The organism is Pseudaquabacterium terrae, assembly GCF_013266755.1.
Taxonomy (GTDB): domain Bacteria; phylum Pseudomonadota; class Gammaproteobacteria; order Burkholderiales; family Burkholderiaceae_C; genus Pseudaquabacterium; species Pseudaquabacterium terrae.
Window position 1 is genome coordinate 780,649 of sequence record NZ_JABRWJ010000002.1, and the last position, 16,170, is coordinate 796,818.

15 protein-coding genes are annotated in these 16,170 nt (G+C 69.9%); 10 read left to right on the forward strand and 5 right to left on the reverse strand.

Features of this window, described 5'->3' with window-relative positions; all coding sequences use genetic code 11:
• Positions 1 to 16: 16 nt before the first annotated feature.
• Entirely contained in the window at positions 17 to 1,927 is a 1,911-nt protein-coding gene (gene cysN / locus HLB44_RS08695; protein WP_173122142.1) for a sulfate adenylyltransferase subunit CysN, read from the reverse strand.
• Positions 1,927 to 2,838, reverse strand: a complete 912-nt coding sequence (cysD, locus tag HLB44_RS08700) for a sulfate adenylyltransferase subunit CysD (protein WP_173122143.1) — start codon at positions 2,836 to 2,838, stop codon at positions 1,927 to 1,929. The genes cysN and cysD overlap by 1 nt, the downstream gene beginning before the upstream one ends.
• A gap of 84 nt (positions 2,839 to 2,922) precedes the next feature.
• On the opposite strand from cysD, the gene cysQ reads away from it, so the two are divergent.
• The 4 genes from cysQ (at position 2,923) to HLB44_RS08720 (ending at position 6,795) form a co-directional block, all read left to right on the forward strand.
• Positions 2,923 to 3,714, forward strand: coding sequence for a 3'(2'),5'-bisphosphate nucleotidase CysQ (gene cysQ, locus HLB44_RS08705; protein WP_246312124.1), 792 nt, complete (start codon positions 2,923 to 2,925; stop codon positions 3,712 to 3,714).
• A complete protein-coding gene (locus tag HLB44_RS08710; RefSeq protein ID WP_173122144.1) occupies positions 3,711 to 4,886 on the forward strand; it encodes an acyltransferase family protein in 1,176 nt (391 codons plus the stop codon). The genes cysQ and HLB44_RS08710 overlap by 4 nt, the downstream gene beginning before the upstream one ends.
• Before the next feature lie 86 nt (positions 4,887 to 4,972).
• The gene (locus HLB44_RS08715) at positions 4,973 to 5,854 is read left to right on the forward strand and encodes a tetratricopeptide repeat protein (RefSeq protein ID WP_173122145.1); all 882 of its coding nucleotides are present in this window, start codon (positions 4,973 to 4,975) and stop codon (positions 5,852 to 5,854) included.
• Positions 5,855 to 5,886: 32 nt separating this feature from the next.
• Positions 5,887 to 6,795, forward strand: a complete 909-nt coding sequence (locus HLB44_RS08720) for a DMT family transporter (RefSeq protein WP_173122146.1) — start codon at positions 5,887 to 5,889, stop codon at positions 6,793 to 6,795.
• A 7-nt stretch (positions 6,796 to 6,802) separates the two neighbouring features.
• Here the strand turns inward: HLB44_RS08720 and HLB44_RS08725 are convergent, their stop codons facing one another.
• Complete coding sequence (locus HLB44_RS08725; protein WP_173122147.1) at positions 6,803 to 7,465, reverse strand: peroxiredoxin; 663 nt, start codon at positions 7,463 to 7,465, stop codon at positions 6,803 to 6,805.
• 181 nt (positions 7,466 to 7,646) lie between these two features.
• Between HLB44_RS08725 and HLB44_RS08730 the strand changes: the two genes are divergently transcribed.
• From HLB44_RS08730 to HLB44_RS08755, 6 genes are all read left to right on the forward strand, one after another.
• Complete coding sequence (locus HLB44_RS08730) at positions 7,647 to 8,372, forward strand: hypothetical protein (protein WP_173122148.1); 726 nt, start codon at positions 7,647 to 7,649, stop codon at positions 8,370 to 8,372.
• 67 nt (positions 8,373 to 8,439) lie between these two features.
• Positions 8,440 to 8,856 (forward strand): ArsR/SmtB family transcription factor, encoded by a 417-nt coding sequence (locus HLB44_RS08735; protein WP_173122149.1) that lies wholly within the window; start codon positions 8,440 to 8,442, stop codon positions 8,854 to 8,856.
• Positions 8,853 to 9,929 carry an SRPBCC domain-containing protein gene (locus HLB44_RS08740; RefSeq protein WP_173122150.1) on the forward strand — a complete coding sequence of 359 codons (1,077 nt, stop codon included), beginning with the start codon at positions 8,853 to 8,855 and terminating at the stop codon, positions 9,927 to 9,929. Before HLB44_RS08735 ends, HLB44_RS08740 begins: the two co-directional genes overlap by 4 nt.
• 37 nt (positions 9,930 to 9,966) lie before the next feature.
• Complete coding sequence (locus HLB44_RS08745) at positions 9,967 to 10,734, forward strand: VOC family protein (protein ID WP_173122151.1); 768 nt, start codon at positions 9,967 to 9,969, stop codon at positions 10,732 to 10,734.
• 66 nt (positions 10,735 to 10,800) lie between these two features.
• Positions 10,801 to 12,582: a VWA domain-containing protein gene (locus HLB44_RS38135; protein WP_173122152.1), complete on the forward strand. Its 1,782-nt coding sequence runs from the start codon at positions 10,801 to 10,803 to the stop codon at positions 12,580 to 12,582.
• Positions 12,579 to 14,108, forward strand: coding sequence for a hypothetical protein (locus HLB44_RS08755; protein ID WP_173122153.1), 1,530 nt, complete (start codon positions 12,579 to 12,581; stop codon positions 14,106 to 14,108). The genes HLB44_RS38135 and HLB44_RS08755 overlap by 4 nt, the downstream gene beginning before the upstream one ends.
• Before the next feature lie 798 nt (positions 14,109 to 14,906).
• Here HLB44_RS08755 and HLB44_RS08760 read toward each other — a convergent pair.
• Both HLB44_RS08760 and HLB44_RS08765 read right to left on the reverse strand, forming a co-directional pair.
• The gene (locus tag HLB44_RS08760; RefSeq protein WP_173122154.1) at positions 14,907 to 15,395 is read right to left on the reverse strand and encodes a hypothetical protein; all 489 of its coding nucleotides are present in this window, start codon (positions 15,393 to 15,395) and stop codon (positions 14,907 to 14,909) included.
• Entirely contained in the window at positions 15,392 to 16,135 is a 744-nt protein-coding gene (locus HLB44_RS08765; RefSeq protein ID WP_173122155.1) for a hypothetical protein, read from the reverse strand. The genes HLB44_RS08760 and HLB44_RS08765 overlap by 4 nt, the downstream gene beginning before the upstream one ends.
• Positions 16,136 to 16,170 lie beyond the last annotated feature (35 nt).

The following is a 16,170-nucleotide window of genomic DNA, read 5'->3' on the forward strand; positions in this document are numbered from 1 at the left end:
GCACGCAGCAGTGGCTTCAATGCGAGTCCAGCAGCCCCAGCTCACGCATCCGCTCGATCACCCGGTCGGCACACTGCTCCGGTGTCGCCCCCACGGTCTGCAGCCGCAGCTCGGGATGCTCCGGCGCCTCGTACGGCGAGTCGATGCCGGTGAAGTTGGCCAGCTCGCCGCGGCGCGCCTTGCGGTACAGGCCCTTGACGTCGCGCGCCTCGGCCACTTCGAGCGGCGTGTCGATGTGGATCTCGACGAACTCGCCGGGCTCGACCAGGCCGCGCGCCATGCGGCGCTCGGCGCGGAACGGCGAGATGAACGCGGTGATGACGATCAGGCCCGCGTCGACCATCAGCTTGGCGACCTCGGCGATGCGGCGCACGTTCTCGACGCGATCGGCCTCGGTGAAGCCCAAGTCGCGTGACAGGCCGTGGCGCACGTTGTCGCCGTCGAGCAGGTAGGTGTGCTTGCCCATCGCATGCAGCCGCTTCTCCACCAGGTTGGCGATCGTCGACTTGCCGGCGCCGGACAGGCCGGTCAGCCACAGCACCGCCGGCTTCTGATGCTTGTGCGCCGAGCGCGCGGTCTTGTCGACGTCGACATGCTGTACCTGGATGTTGTGCGCGCGGCGCAGCGCGAAGTGCAGCATGCCGGCACCCACCGTGTGGTTGTGGATGCGGTCGATCAGGATGAAGCCGCCGGTCTCGCGGTTGACGTTGTACGGATCGAAGGCCACCGGCCGGTCGAGCGAGACATTGCAGACGCCGATCTCGTTCAAATCCAGCTTCTTCGCCGCCAGGTGCTCCAGCGTATTGACGTTGAGCTTGTACTTCGGCTCGGTGATCGTCGCGTTGACGGTGCGCGGGCCGATCTTCAGCAGGTACGGCCGGCCCGGCAGCATCGGCTCGTCGGCCATCCAGACCAGCGTCGCCTCGAACTGGTCGGCCACTTCCGCCGGCGCCGACGCGGCGGCGATCAGGTCGCCGCGCGAGATGTCGATCTCGTCGGCCAAAGTGAGCGTCACCGACTGGCCGGCGACCGCCTGCTGCAGATCACCATCGGCGCTGACGATGCGCGTCACCGTGCTCTCCCGGCCCGAGGGCAGCGCGCGGATGCGGTCACCGGGCTGCACCGCGCCGCCGGCAATCGTGCCGGCGAAGCCCCGAAAGTCGAGGTTCGGCCGGTTGACCCATTGCACCGGCAGGCGGAAGGCGGCGGCGCGCTGCCGCGTCTCGTCCTGCTCGACCGTCTCGAGGTAGCCCATCAAGGTCGGCCCGTGGTACCACGGCATGTGCGTGCTGGCGCTGAGCATGTTGTCGCCGGCCAGCGCCGACAGCGGCATCGCGACGATGTCGGCCAGCCCGATCTGACCCGCGAAGCCGCGGTAGTCCTCTTCGATGCGGCGGAACGTGCTCTCGGCATACCCAACCAGGTCCATCTTGTTGATCGCCAGCAGCACCTTGCGGATGCCGATCAGCGAGACCAGGAAGCTGTGGCGGCGCGTCTGCGTCAGCACGCCCTTGCGCGCATCGACCAGGATCACCGCGACATCGGCGGTCGACGCGCCGGTGACCATGTTGCGCGTGTACTGCTCGTGGCCCGGCGTGTCGGCGACGATGAACTTGCGCCGCTCGGTCGAGAAGAAGCGGTAGGCCACGTCGATCGTGATGCCCTGTTCGCGCTCGGCGGCCAGGCCGTCGACCAGCAGCGCGAAGTCGATCTCGCCGCCCTGCGTGCCCCACTTCTTCGAATCGGCCTCGACCGCGGCCAGCTGGTCCTCGAACAGCATCTTCGAGTCGTACAGCAGCCGCCCGATCAGCGTGCTCTTGCCGTCGTCGACCGAGCCGCAGGTGATGAAGCGCAGCAGGCTCTTGTGCTCGTGCTGCTTCAGGTAACGCTCGATGTCGGTGGCGATCAGGTCGGAGGTGTGGGCCATCAGAAGTAGCCTTCCTGCTTCTTCTTCTCCATCGACGCCGAGGTGTCGTGGTCGATCAGCCGGCCCTGGCGTTCGCTGGTGCGCGTCAGCAGCATCTCCTGGATGATCGCCGGCAGCGTGTCGGCTTCGGACTCGATCGCGCCGGTCAGCGGATAACAACCCAGCGTGCGGAAACGTACCTTCTTCATCATCGGCGTTTCTCCCGCCTTCAGCGGCAGCCGCTCGTCGTCGACCATGATCAGCATGCCGTCACGCTCGACCACCGGCCGCTCGGCGGCGAAGTACAGCGGCACGATCGGGATGTCCTGCAGGTAGATGTACTGCCAGATGTCGAGCTCGGTCCAGTTCGACAGCGGAAAGACGCGGAACGATTCGCCGGGGCGCTTGCGCGCGTTGTACAGATGCCAGAGCTCGGGGCGCTGGTGCTTCGGGTCCCAGCGGTGCTGTGCCGAGCGGAACGAGAAGATGCGTTCCTTCGCGCGCGACTTCTCCTCGTCCCGCCGCGCGCCGCCGAAGGCCGCGTCAAAGCCGTAGTGATCCAGCGCCTGCTTCAGCCCCTGCGTCTTCCACAGGTCGGTGTGGATCTGCGAGCCGTGCTCGAAGGGGTTGATGCTCAAGCGCTGCGCCTCGGGGTTGCGCCAGACCAGCAGCTCCATGCCGGCTTCGGTCGCCATGCGGTCGCGCAGCGCGTACATGTCGCGGAACTTCCAGGTCGTGTCGACATGCAGCAGCGGGAAGGGCGGCGGCGCCGGGAAGAACGCCTTCTTCGCCAGGTGCAGCATCGTCGCCGAGTCCTTGCCGATCGAGTAAAGCATCACCGGCTTCTCGCACTCGGCGACGACCTCACGCAGGATGTGGATGCTCTCGGCCTCGAGCCGCTGCAAGTGCGTGAGGCGCTGCGATTCAGTCATGGCGTTCGTCACGGAGGGGGCGCGCCGATTCTGGCGCACAATCCGCGCCGCCCAATGATCCCGTGCGCTGCAGGAGCGAAGCCGATGAGTCCGATCCCGATGCCGCTGTCGGCGCTGCTCGACGCCGTCGCGATCATCGTGCGCCAGGCCGAGAGCATCGTGATGGTGGTCTACGGCAGCGAGTTCGTGGTGCGCGGCAAGGACGACAAGTCGCCGGTGACTGAAGCCGACGAGCGCGCCGAGCAGCTGATCACCGAGGCGCTGCGCGCCTTGACGCCGGAGATCCCGGTGATCGGCGAAGAGGCCGTCGCCGCGGGCGTCGCGCCACAGATCGGCGAGCGTTTCTGGCTCGTCGACCCGCTCGACGGCACCAAGGAATTCATCAGCCGCAATGGCGAGTTCACCGTCAACGTCGCATTGATCGAGCAGGGCGAGCCGGTGCTCGGCGTCGTCGGTGCACCGGCCCAGGGGCGCTTGTACGGCGGCGCGCGCGGCGTCGGCGCCTGGGTCGAGGAGGCCGGCGGCATGCGCCAGCCGATCGGCTGCCGCGCGGCGCCCGAGACCGGGCTGACCGTCGTCTCCAGCCGCTCGCATGGCGACGCCGCGGCGCTCGAAGCCTTTCTCGCCGGCAAGCCGGTCGCCGACACGCGCTTCGCCGGCTCGTCGCTGAAGCTGTGCCTGCTGGCCGCCGGCCAGGCCGATCTCTACCCGCGGCTGGGTCCGACGATGGAGTGGGACATCGCCGCCGGGCATGCGGTGCTGGCGGCCGCCGGCGGGACCATCGTCGACCTGCAGGGCGAGCCGCTGCGCTACGGCAAGCCGGACCTGCGCAATCCGCATTTCGTCGCCAGCGGGCTGTGCGCGCCGGCGGCATGACGGCGGCACCCGGCGCTGCGCCGAGCGGCGGACGTTCGCGCGCGCTCGACGTGCTGCGCGGCGCGACGGTCGCGCTGATGATCGGCGTCAACAACCCCGGCAGCTGGAGCGCGCTGTACCCGCCGCTCGCTCACGCCCCGTGGCACGGCTGCACGCCGACCGACCTGGTGTTTCCGTTCTTCCTGTTCGCGGTCGGCAATGCGCTGGCGTTCACGATGCCGGGGCTGCTGGCGGCACCGCCGGCGGTCTTCTGGGCCAAGGTGCTGCGCCGCACGCTGCTGATCTTCGCGCTCGGCTTGTTGCTCAATGCCGCGCCTTTCGCGCGTTGGCAGCCGGACGGGACGCTCGGCTGGCGCGACTGGGAAACGCTGCGCGTGATGGGCGTGCTGCAGCGCATTGCGCTGGCCTGGTGCGCAGCGGCGCTGATCGTGCGCTGCGGCGGCCGGCGGGCAGTGATCCCGGCCGCCGCGGCGCTGCTGCTCGGCTACTGGGCGCTGTGCGTCGCCTTCGGCGCTCCGGGCGATCCGTACAGCCTGCACGGCTGGTTCGGCACCGCGGTCGATCGTGCGCTGCTCGGTGAGTCGCACCTGTACCGCGGCGAAGGTGTGCCCTTCGACCCCGAGGGGCTGGTCAGCACCGTGCCGGCAATTGCGCAGGTACTGCTCGGCTACTGGATCGGCGAGCGGCTGAAGGGCGAAGCACCGTCCGCGGCCGGCGTCGCGCGGCTCTTCACGCTCGCCGCCGGGCTGCTGGTGCTGGCCTACCTGTGGCAGCTGGTGATGCCGTTCAACAAGAAGATCTGGACCAGCTCCTACGTGCTGCTGACGACCGGGCTCGCGGTCGCGCTGCTGGCGCTGCTGGTGCAGCGGCTCGACCTGCACCGGCGCGCGGGTGCGTGGGTGTCGTTCTGCGAGGTCTACGGCAAGAACGCGCTCTTCGTCTACGTGATGAGCGGGCTGATCCCCAGGGTCGACGGCTTGCTGCGCTGGAACGCCGGCAGCACCGAGCAGCCGCGCTGGCTGACGCCGATGGGCTGGGCGGCGCGCGAGCTCTTCGAGCCGATCGCGCCCGACCCGCGCTTCGGCTCGCTGCTGTTCGCGCTGGCGAACGTCGCGGCCTACTGGGCGCTGGCCTGGTGGCTCGACCGGCGCCGCATCTACATCCGCGTCTGAGAAGCTCACAACCCCGTGATCGCGGGCCCACCCAGGCAGGGGGTCGTGCCTGGAGACGCGCTCGCGCCGAGGGAACATCGCGGCCCATGACGCCGTACCACCGCCTGCTGTTGCGAGCCCTCGTCTTCGCCGCCATCATGGCCGCGCTGCCGTACGACGCCGCCGCCGACAACCCGCGTGACGCCGAGCTCGCCGCCCTCGGCCACCAGGCCCGCCTGTGGACCGAGCTCGACCGGCCCGAGCGTGCGCTGGCCAGCTACACGGCGCTGCTGCAGCGCGCGCCGCAGGACAGCGCGGCCTGGCTCGCCCGCGCGCGCCTCTTCGCGCGCCAGGGCGAGCACGCGTCGGCCGCCGCCGACTTCGAGCGCGCGCTGGCGCTCGATGCGTCCGACGCCGAGGCCTGGTACCAGCTGAGCCTCGCCCGCTACGAGCTCGGCCAGCGCGCCGCGGCGATCGAGGCGCTCGAAGCCGCGCTGCAGCGCGCGCCCGCACATGCCGCCGCGTGGGGCCAGCTGGGCGTGCTGCAGCTGCAGGCCCGGGCCTTCGACGCCGCGATCGAGAGCCTCGACACTGCGCTGAAGCTCGACCCGCACGACGGCGATGCGCTGCGCAACCGCGGCAGCGCCTGGCTGCACAAGCGCGACTTCGCGCGCGCCGTCGCCGACCTCGACGCCGCGATCCGCCTCAACCCGCAGGATGCCACCGCGCACGGCAACCGCGGCATCGCCTTCACCCGCCAGGCCGAGTTCACCCGCGCGATCGCCGATTTCGATGCCGCACTGCAGCTGCAGCCGGACAACGCGGTGCTGCACTTCAACCGCGGCGTCGCGTTCGAAGCGCGCGGCGACTGGGCGCCGGCGCTCGCCAGCTACGACGCGGCGCTGCGCCTGCAGCCGGGGCTGACACCGGCGCAGCAGCGCCGTGATGCGGCCGTGCGCCAACTGCATCAGCGCAAGCGCGCCGGCTGAAAGCCTGCCCCACCGCCGCAGACAATGCGGCCATGAGTCCTTCCCCCGCCGCCCTGCGGCCGGCCGAGCTGCAGCTGGCCTACGCGCTGGTCTTCATCACGCCGGCGCTGTGGAGCGTCAACTACCTGGTTGCGCGCTGGGCGCCCGGCGTCATCGCGCCGCATGCCCTGGCCTTCGGCCGCTGGAGCATTGCCGCGCTGCTGCTGGCCGCGCTCAGCTGGCGCGAGTTGCGCGACAAACGGCAGCTGATCCGCGCCGAGGCCGGCCGCTTCATCGTGCTCGGAGCGCTGGGCATGTGGGTCTGCGGCGCCTTCGTCTACATCGGCGGGCGCAGCACCTCGGCGATCAATATCGGCCTGCTGTATTCCGCGGCGCCGGTGCTGATCGCGCTGGCTTCGGCGCTGTGGCTGCGCGAACGGCTTGGGCCTTTGCAGGCGCTCGGCGTCGCGCTGTCGCTGGGCGGCGTGCTGCACATCCTCTGCCGTGGCGACTGGGCGGCGCTGGCGCGGCTGCAGATCAATCCGGGCGATGCATGGGTGGCGATCGCCGTGGTCTGCTGGGCCGCCTATTCGCTGCTGCTGCGTGCCTGGCCATCGGCCTTCGGCGCCACCGCGCGGCTGGCGCTGATCGCCGCCGGCGGCCTCGTCGTGCTGCTGCCGTTCACGCTCTGGGAAGCGCTGGCCTGGCTGCCGACGCGGCCCTCATGGCAGGCCGCCGGCCTGGTGCTGGCGGCCGCGCTGCTGCCCGGTGCGGCGGCCTACGGCGCCTATGCCCACATGCAGCGCGTGCTCGGTGCGGCGCGCGTCGGCGTCGTGCTGTACCTGGGGCCCCTGTACAGCGCGCTGATCGGCTGGAGCGTGCTCGATGAGCGCATCGAGCCCTTCCACGGGCTCGGTGCGCTGCTGATCCTGCCGGGGATCTGGCTCTCGACGCGCCGTTGAGCCCGGCTCAGCGCTTCGGGTCCTTGACGATGCGCAGGTAGGGCTTCGGCGCCTTCCAGCCGCCCGGGAACAGCTTCTTCGCGTCCTCGTCGGAGACCGAGCCGGCGATGATCACGTCCTCGCCCGGCTTCCAGTTCACCGGCGTCGCCACCTTGTGCGCGGCGGTCAGCTGCATCGAGTCGACGACGCGCAGGATCTCGTCGAAATTGCGGCCGGTCGTCATCGGGTAGGTCAGCATCAGCTTGATACGCTTGTCGGGCCCGATCACGAACACCGAGCGCACGGTGGCGTTGTTGGCGGCGGTGCGGCCCTGCGAGCTGCCGGGCTCGTCGGCCGGCAGCATGTTGTAGAGCTTGGCCACTTCGAGGGTCGGGTCGCCGATCATCGGGTACTTCGGCAGGTGCCCTTGAGTCTCCTCGATGTCCTGCGCCCAGCGCTGGTGGTCGTCGACCGGGTCGACGCTCAGCCCGATCAGCTTGGTGTTGCGCCGGGTGAACTCGGGCTCGATGCGCGCCATGTAGCCCAGTTCGGTGGTGCACACCGGCGTGAAGTCCTTCGGGTGCGAGAACAGGATCGCCCAGCTGTCGCCGATCCACTGGTGGAAGCTGATCGGACCCTGGGTGGTCTGCGCGGAGAAGTCGGGGGCGATGTCGTTGATGCGCAGGGACATGAGAGGCTCCTTGGTGATTGATGGAAAAGAGCTTAGGCCAGCGGCGCGCGGCCGCAAGCCGTTCCCCCTAGCAGTGACAAATGCAACCAGGCACTGCGGCGTGTGTCCGCCTCCGCCTGATCGGTCGCGCCGCCTTACGTTGCGCAAACATTGCCGCGCGCGGAGCGCTCAGCATCCCCCGATGCGCGACTTCGAGCACTCGACCCTGTGGCGGATCAGCGCGTTCGATCGCCTGCGCGCCAGCGAGCCGGACGGCTCGCCGACGCTGCTGCCGACGACCCTGCTGGCCGATCTCGACCAGCTGCAGCGCGACCCGGCCAACGACGACGTGCTCGAGGTCGTCGCTGCCTGCCTGCGCCACCGCGAGCCGGCGCTGCTGTACCTGGCGCACGCGCCCTTCGTCTGGCCGGTGACGCTGTTCCCGCAGCAGTGGCTCTACCACTCGCCGCACGAGGCGACGACGCTCGGCGATGCCGGCGAGCTGGCGCACCTGAAGCTGATCGTCGCCGAGCGCCCCGGCGTGCGGCCGCCGGGACACTGGATGTTCGAGCGCGTCGCAGCGGTCGAGAACTACCGTCCGCTGCGCCCGCTGCTGTGGACGCTGGCGCTGCAGGGGCCGCGCCGGACCTTGCTCGGCGAGATCGGCGGGCGCGCCGCCTATCGGCTGACCAGCGGCGGGGTCGGCGAACGCCCGTCGACCGGCGGCGCGCTGGCCTCGGCGATGCAGCGGCTGCGCCAGGACGCCGCGTCGCTGCGCGACATCGCCAGCTGGCCCGGCATGAGCCTGGAGCGCGCCAGCCGGCTGCTCAACGCGCTGTACCTGACCGGCGGGCTGATGGTCACGCGCAGCCACCCGGCGGCGCGCGACGAGCCGGAGCAGCCGCGCGCGCCGGGCGGGCGGCACTAGCCAGCGCTTTCGGCCATCCCCGCACACAGCGCTTGACCTTCGTTTAACTAAGTTGTTAAATGAAGGCATGCCAGCGGCCACCGACCTCGACACCACCTTCGCCGCACTCGCCGACCCGACGCGGCGCGCGATCCTCGCGCGGCTGGCGCTGGGCGAGACCCACGTCGGCGACCTGGCGCAGCCGTTCCCGATCTCGGCGCCGGCGATATCACGCCATTTACGCGTCCTCGAGGACGCCGGGCTGATCGAGCGCGAGATCGATGCGCGCTGGCGCATCTGCCGGCTGCGCCCCGGCGCGCTGCGCGCCGCGCACGACTGGCTGTCGCAGTACCGCGCTTACTGGGAACAAAGCCTCGACCGGCTGGCCGAGCTGCTGGAAGAACCCGGCGCGCGCCCCAACGCCTCGCCGCCGCCTGCCCAGGCGGGGCGCCGCAATCCGTGCACGCCGCGCACGACCACCACCAAGACGAGGAAACCGCGATGAACGCACCGAACGAAACCTTCGAGCTGACGCTGACCCGCTTCATCCGCGCGCCGCGCGAGAAGGTGTACGACGCCTTCGTCACGCCCTCGCTGATGGCGGCCTGGAACTGCCCGCGCGGCATGGTGGTCGAGGCCAGCGCCGAGGCCCACGTCGGCGGCGCCTACCGGCTGCAGATGCGTGCCCGCGACGGTACGCGCTTCGAGGTCAACGGCCACTACGTCGAGCTCAAGCGCCCGGAACGCCTGAGCTACACCTGGACCTGGGCAGGCGGCGGCCCCATGCCCGAGGGGCTGCAGACGCTGATCGAGGTCGAGCTGATCGCCCGCGACGGCGGCACCGCACTGACCATGCGCCACAGCGGCTTCCCGACCGCCGCGCTGCGCGATTCGCACACCCACGGCTGGACCGGCTGCCTCAACAAGCTCAACGACCTGCTCGACCCCGAGGGCACCGCCGGCACGCTGACGCTGCTGGGCGATCCGCGCAGCAGCTACGTGCGCACCGCACGGATGGCTTTCGCCGAGAAGGGCGTCGCAATCACGCTGAAGCCGCTGGCGCCGAATGCGCCGGAAGTGGTGGCGGTGCACCCGTTCGCGCGCATCCCGGTGCTGCTCGACGGCCCGACGGCGATGTGGGAAACGCGCGCGATCCTGCAGTTCGCCGACGAGTCCTTCGGCGACAGCCTCACGCTGACCCCCGGCCGCATCAGCGACCGCGTGGCCTGCGAACAATGGGTCAGCGCGGTCAACTGCTACCTCTACGACACGATGGTCAGGCGCTACGTGCTGCCGTACATCTTCCCGAAGGGCGAGGGCGACCGGGCGGTGATCGAGCGCGCGGTCGCCGAGATGCCGGCGCAGCTCGCCGCGCTGGAGCGCGCCTACGAGCGCAGCGACACGCTCGCCGGGCAGAGTGTGTCCTTCGCCGACCTGTTCGTCGCGCCGATCCTCGCCTATGTCGAGCGGTTCCCGGAAGGCAAGCAGCTGCTCGGCGACATGCCCAACATCCGCCGCGCGCAAGCCGTGATGCGCCAGCGGCCGAGCTTCATTGCCACCGATCCGCAGGCGCGTTGATTGCCGCATCCGACCTCCCCGACCGAAAGGCTGCACGATGGATACCACGCCTTATCTGCCCGGCAAGTTCGTCTGGTTCGAGCACGTGTCGAACGATCTTGCGAAAGCGCGCGCCTTCTACGAGCCGCTGTTCGGCTGGCACACCGAGGCCATGCCGATGGAGGGCCGCAGCTACCAGATGCTGATGAACGGCAACGGCGGCATCGGCGGCCTGCGCGAGGCCGATGCCGGCGTACCGAACCACTGGATCAGCTACCTGTCGGTCGAGGATGTCGATGCGCGCTTCAAGGCGGCCACCGCCGCCGGCGCGAAAGCGCTGCAGCCGCCGACCGACTTTCCGCCGGTCGGCCGCGGTGCCGGCCTGACCGACCCGACCGGCGCGGCGTTCTGCCTGTGGCGCAGCAACGGCGGCGACATGCCCGACCACAAGGAAACGCCCGCCGGCAACTTCGTATGGAACGAGCTCTGGACGCCCGACGACCAGAAGGCCTTGTCGTTCTACGAAACCTGCTTCGGCTACACGCACGACGCGATGGAGATGGGCCCGGACGGCACCTACTACATCCTGAAGAGCGTGGACGGCACGGCCCGCGCGGGCCTCGCGAAGATGCCCGCCGGCACGCCGCCGATGTGGCTGCCCTACGTGCGCGTCGCCGATTGCGACGCGACCCTTGCGAAGGCGCAGGGCCTGGGCGCGCAGAAGGTGCTGATCCCGCCGCACGACATTCCGGACGTCGGCCGCATCGCCGCGCTGATCGATCCGCTGGGCGCGCCGATCGCGATGATCACGCCGGCGCCGATGTAGCCGCGCGCGCCATCGATCCCTCCGCGCCCGCGGCCTTATAGTGGCCGCGAAGCGGGGGACGCACGCGTGCCGCAAGTTCTGCTGAAGACCAACCCGGAGGCCGGCGCCGCGCTGCAGTCGCAAGGGCGCCCGCTGAGCGCCGCCCACGAGGCGATTGCCGGCACGCTGCGCAGCCAGCTCGGCTTCAACCACGCAGAGTTCCTGGCCGCGCCGCGGGTCGCGCGCGACGGCTCGATCAGCTGGGTCACCGGCCTGGTCGGCACGGTGACGCCGGCCGCCGAGCTGCCCGCCGCCGAACGTGATCGCCTGCTGCAGCGCGCCGAGCGGCTGATCGAGGACATCCTCGGCCTCGCGCGCAAGCTGCGCACCGAAGGCGGCGCATCGGCTGCCAGCGCCGAGCTGCTCGAGCAGGCGGTGAAGACGCCCGGCAGCGGCGCCGAAACGCTGCTGCCGTGGCTGTATGGCGTCGGCGGCAAGCCGGTGCTCACGATGTGGGGGCATGCGGCGCCGGGCACGGTGGTGGCGCCGGTCGTGCCGCCGGTGGTGCCCGCGGCCGCGCCGGTCTCCGCTGCCGCCGCAGCAGCAGAACCGAATCTTGCCGCCGCACCGCCCGTCGTGGCGGCGGCCCCGGTCGCTGCTGCCGCGGCCGCCGCGCCCGATCGCCGCGCCTGGCTGGTCTGGCTGATGTGGGGCCTGCTCGGCCTGCTGCTCGCCGCGGCCTTGCTGTTCGGCCTGAAACGCTGCGACGCGGCAGGCAGCCCCTCGCTCGACGACGAGATCGCGCGCACCGAGGCGCGCAACCGCGCGCTCGAGGAAGAGGTTGGCCGCATGGCCCGGCGCGACCCGCGCTACGCCTGCGTGCGTGAAGACCCCCCGCCGCCGCAGCCGGCCGCGTCGGTGTCCGATGCGACACCGACGCCTCCGCCCGAGCCACCGCCCTCGGCGCCGACGCCGCCGAGCCCGCTCGACAACCTGAAGCGCCGCGTCGCCGATGCCGGCCAGAACTGCGAGCGCCTGACCGAGATGCTGAAGAAGGAGCCGCTGCTGCAGGGCTCGGGCGGCGAGGCCGGCGCGATGAAGCAGGAGATCCAGCGCACGCTGCAATCGCCGGCCTGCCGCGAGAAGGCGATCCGCGAAGCGAAGAACCTGTGCCCGGGCCAGCGCCCGGCGGAGCTGGCGCCGGAGTTGGTGATCGTCTTCGATGCCTCGGGCTCGATGCGCTATTCGCTCAACGTCAGCGAAGAGGACATCAAGCGCAACGAAGGGGCCGCCGCGGTCGAGGGGCTGTTCCGGCAGTTCGGCATGAAGATGCCGCCCGGCCAGTCGAGCGCCGACCACCTGATGCGCGAGCCGACGCGCATGACGGTGGCGCGCCGCGCGACGCATGCACTGGTGCAGCGCGTACCGTCCGACATGAGCATCGGCCTGGTGATGGTCGACGAATGCCCGGCCGCGCGGCCGCAGGGCTTCTTTCCGCCGCCGCGGCGCGGTGAATTGCTGTCGCGCATCCAGGGCATCGAGCCGCGCAAGGGCACGCCGCTCGCCGACGGCATTGCCAAGGCGGCGCAGATGGTCGACGGCAGCAAGCGCGAGGCGCTGATCGTCGTCGTCTCCGACGGCACCGAGAGCTGCGGCAACGACCCCTGCGCCGTCGCCGCGCAGCTGCGGGCGAGCAAGCCGCGCGTCAAGGTCAACGTCGTCGACATCACCGGCACCGGCGCCGGCAACTGCGTCGCGCAGGCCACCGGCGGCAAGGTCTTCACCGCGCGCAATGCCGACGAGGTGGCGGCGATGACCAGCCGCGCGGCACAGGAAGCGATGGGGCCGGAGAACTGCCGCAAGCCATGAAGCTCGCACGGCTGGCCTGGCTGCTGGCAGCGCTGATGCTGCTGCCGCTGGCCGAAGCCGCGCCCGGCGACCCGAACTGCCCGCGCCCGCCCAACGTGCCACCCGGCGCCCGTTACTCGTGCCCGACGCGCACGCAGACGCAGCAGCCCGGCGAGCCGCCGACGAACCATCCCGGCGGGCAGAAGGGCCGCGGCGGTGATGTCTTCAACAGCACTGGCTCACCGCCCACCTCGCCACCGACAGACCGCGGCGACCCGAACGCCCGATCGGTGCACTGCCAGATCGAGCACGACGGCAAGTGCCACTGCGGCCCGCGCCGCGCCGGCACCGGCCGCAACCGCCCGTGCCGCGACCATGGCACCGCCGCCGACACCGTCGCGGTCTTCAACTACATCTACTTCAACGGCATCAACACGCCGATGGGCCACAGCGCCTCGAGCGGGCGCGGCACCTACCTGTGGGACTACCACATGATCGGCAACAACCTGCTCGACCTGCACCCGGGCAAGCGCTCGGGCCACCCGAAGACGCCGCAGGACGGCAACGCCTACCGGCAGCCGGTGCGCGTGGCCGACGAGCTCGACCAGCTGGTCGACATCGGCCACAACTACTCGGGCACCGATGTGCGCGCGGTCGACATGGTCAAGTCCTTCTGCAGCGGGCCGAAGGCGCACGGCCCCGGCATGGAGGAGATGCGCAGCTTCTTCTGCAGCGGCGTCGGCCAGAAGCTGGCGGACTTCGTCGACTCGAAACGCGCCAGCGGCTTCTTCGGCATGGCCGCCGGCGACATCTTCGAATGTGTGATGCAGGCCCACGGCGTGCCGGTCGACGGCCGCTTCAAGCCTGGCGGCAACATCGAATGGACCGCCAAGCTCGACGAGGTGCAGCGGGTGGTGAAGACCATCTACGACACGCTGAACCGCGAGAAGCAGAGCACTGCGAAACCGAAGCGCAAGCACCACTTCATCATCATCGGGCACTCGCAGGGCAACTTCTTCGCCGAGGCCACCGGCTGGTACCTGATGAGACACAGCCGCGCGCTGTTCAACGAGCGCATTGCCATCCACGCCTTCGCGTCACCGACCAGCTACGACGCGATCGACGACCCGGCGTGGAAGGTCAAGCGCTTCCGATACCTCACGCGCGAGGACGACGCGATCGTCGCGCTCGGCAAGATCGCGCTGCCGGGGCAGAAGGTGCCGCTGCCGGCGAATGCCGAGACGCTGTGGGGCTGGCCGGTCGACAACCCGATCTTCATGCTGGCCGATGTGGTCTCGCTCGGCCCGCCGCCGGAGTGCAACTGCCCGGGCTCGAACGGTGCGCTGTACGGCCCGGCGATGAATTCGCACCTGCTCGACAACTACCTGACCGACCCGCCGATGACCGAGCCCGGGCACGTGCTGAACCGCACCGTGCTCGACCGCATGCACTGGCAGGCGTCGCCGCGCACGCGCTCGGTGCTGGGCGAGGCGCGGCGCAACATCGTCGAGCTGAAGGCGAGCCTGCTGCGCGTCGAGATCAAGTGATTCCGAAAATGGGAGCTGCGGCGACGCCAAGGGCTGCCCAAAGCAGCGGTAGAGGCCTGCGTTCTGCCCCGGGGCGCGCAACCAGAGAGGAGTCGGAGTGAACTGCCATGAATCGATCGCCTTGGTTTCGCTCCTCGCATTGGGCGGCGCCTGCGCAAGCCTCCCCGAAGGTGGCAATTGCCTGCGTCCGAATGAAGACGTCCCGGTCGCGAATCTGATCGGACTGTCTACTGGAGGGTCCATCGCCAGCCCCTTCGGAAGCTTCATCTACGTCAAGAAGGGCACTTCCAGCTGCGCAGTCCGATTCACTGATTGGTGTCGCGGCGGAGATCAGAGGAGTCCGTCTGCGTTCACGAATGGGTTGGAGTCCGTTTCGCAGGGGTACGTCATCTATCATCAAGCGGATGGGAGTGCCGACTTCAAGCGTAGCAATGTCACGGCATTGAGCGGAAGGGTCTCGCAAGTGCCGAGCCGTGGATTTGGGTGGCATGGCTCGGGCTCCGATGCCAACAACGTCTACATTGCGTGTGGCGATGAGAAGATTGTTTGGTTGCCCCCGCACTACCTGTCGTTCGTTACGAAGAAGCCGAAAGGCATCGGCTATGACCCCGAACTGTTACTCGCCCCGACCGCGATATCGGATCCCAAAATGATCAATTTCGGAGATCCAAGGTTGCAATGGTTCAGTCCTTCTCGAGTGGGGTGGCCGGCTCCTGTAGAAAACCTGGTACGCGAGTAGCGTCGGGTGCCAAGCTCGGAGACCACGGCAAGTCGGCTGGCCGCTCGTTTTATCGGCCATCACTTCCCGCTCATCTGCGCCAACGCGGCTTCGAGATCCCGCTTGCGCTTCTCCAGCTCGGCCATGCGCGCCTGTTTCGCGGCGTCGGCCTTGGCATCGGGCGCGGCCACTGCCGAGCCCTTGTTCTGCAGGTCGATCTCCTGCGTCTCGCTGCGGATGCCGTCGAGCTGCCGCTTGAGCTGGTTGTAGCGCTCCTGGCTGATGCGCTTTGCCTTCAAGGCCTCGGTCAGCGACTGGTCCTGGCGCTTCAGGTCGGCCTCGACACGCGCGATGCGGTCGTTCATCGCGGCGATATCGGCGCGGCGCTTCTGCGAGGCGCTGCTCAGCTCGGTGTTCCTGGCCTGAGCGCTTTCCAGATCCTGGCGCGCGGCGGCCTTCTCCTGGTCCATGCGGCCGCCGGGGGCGTTGTCGCGCTTGGTTTCCATGTAGGTGCAGCCGGCCACCAAGGCCAGCAGCAGCGGCATCGGGCGGAAGAGGTGGGCGTTCATGCGCGCGAGACGGCCAGCGCCCGGTTGTATTCGCGGATGTTGCGTTCGAGCTGCGCCACCTGGCGGTCCATCGCGGCGATCTCGTCGTCGAGGTTCTTTCGCGCCGGGCCGGTGCCCTGGAACTTGGCGGCGGCCTGCTTGTAGTCGTCGCGCGTGGTCTTGGCCTGCTTCAGCGTCTCGTTCATCGACGCGATGTTGTTCTCCTCGCGCCGGCGCGCCGCGTCGGCATCGGCCACGGTGATGCGCTTGGCGGCCAGGTCGGCCTTCATCGACGCCAGCCGTTGCTGCCCGTCGGCCAGCACCCGGCCCGACGAATCGAGGTAGGCCTGCATGTCGCGGTTGTCGGCCTTCACGTCGTCGGCGGTGGACTGGATCGCCGCGATCTCGTTGCGGTTGTGCTTGCGCAGCTTCTCTTCACGGTAGGCATCGGCCCCCACCAGCGCGCCGGCGCCGGCGGCACAGGCGATTGCGCTGTTGCGCACGTTGGTGCGGGAGCCGCCGGTGGCCTTGGCGATCAGGCCGCAGGCCGCGGCGCCGAGCGCCGCGCTGACGATCACCGCCTCGATGACCGACTTGCGCGCGCGCTCCTCGTCTTCGCGCATGCGCTGCTCGTTGGCGGTCAGCGGTGGCCCGCCGGTCTGCTCCGCCTGCCGCGGGCTGGTCTTGCAGCCCGCGCCACCCAACGCCATCACCACCGCCAGCGCGATGCAGGACGCGCGTTGCGGCCATTGATTGGTCATGGGACCCCCTTGGCGCTGCGCGCCGTCCCCCCGCG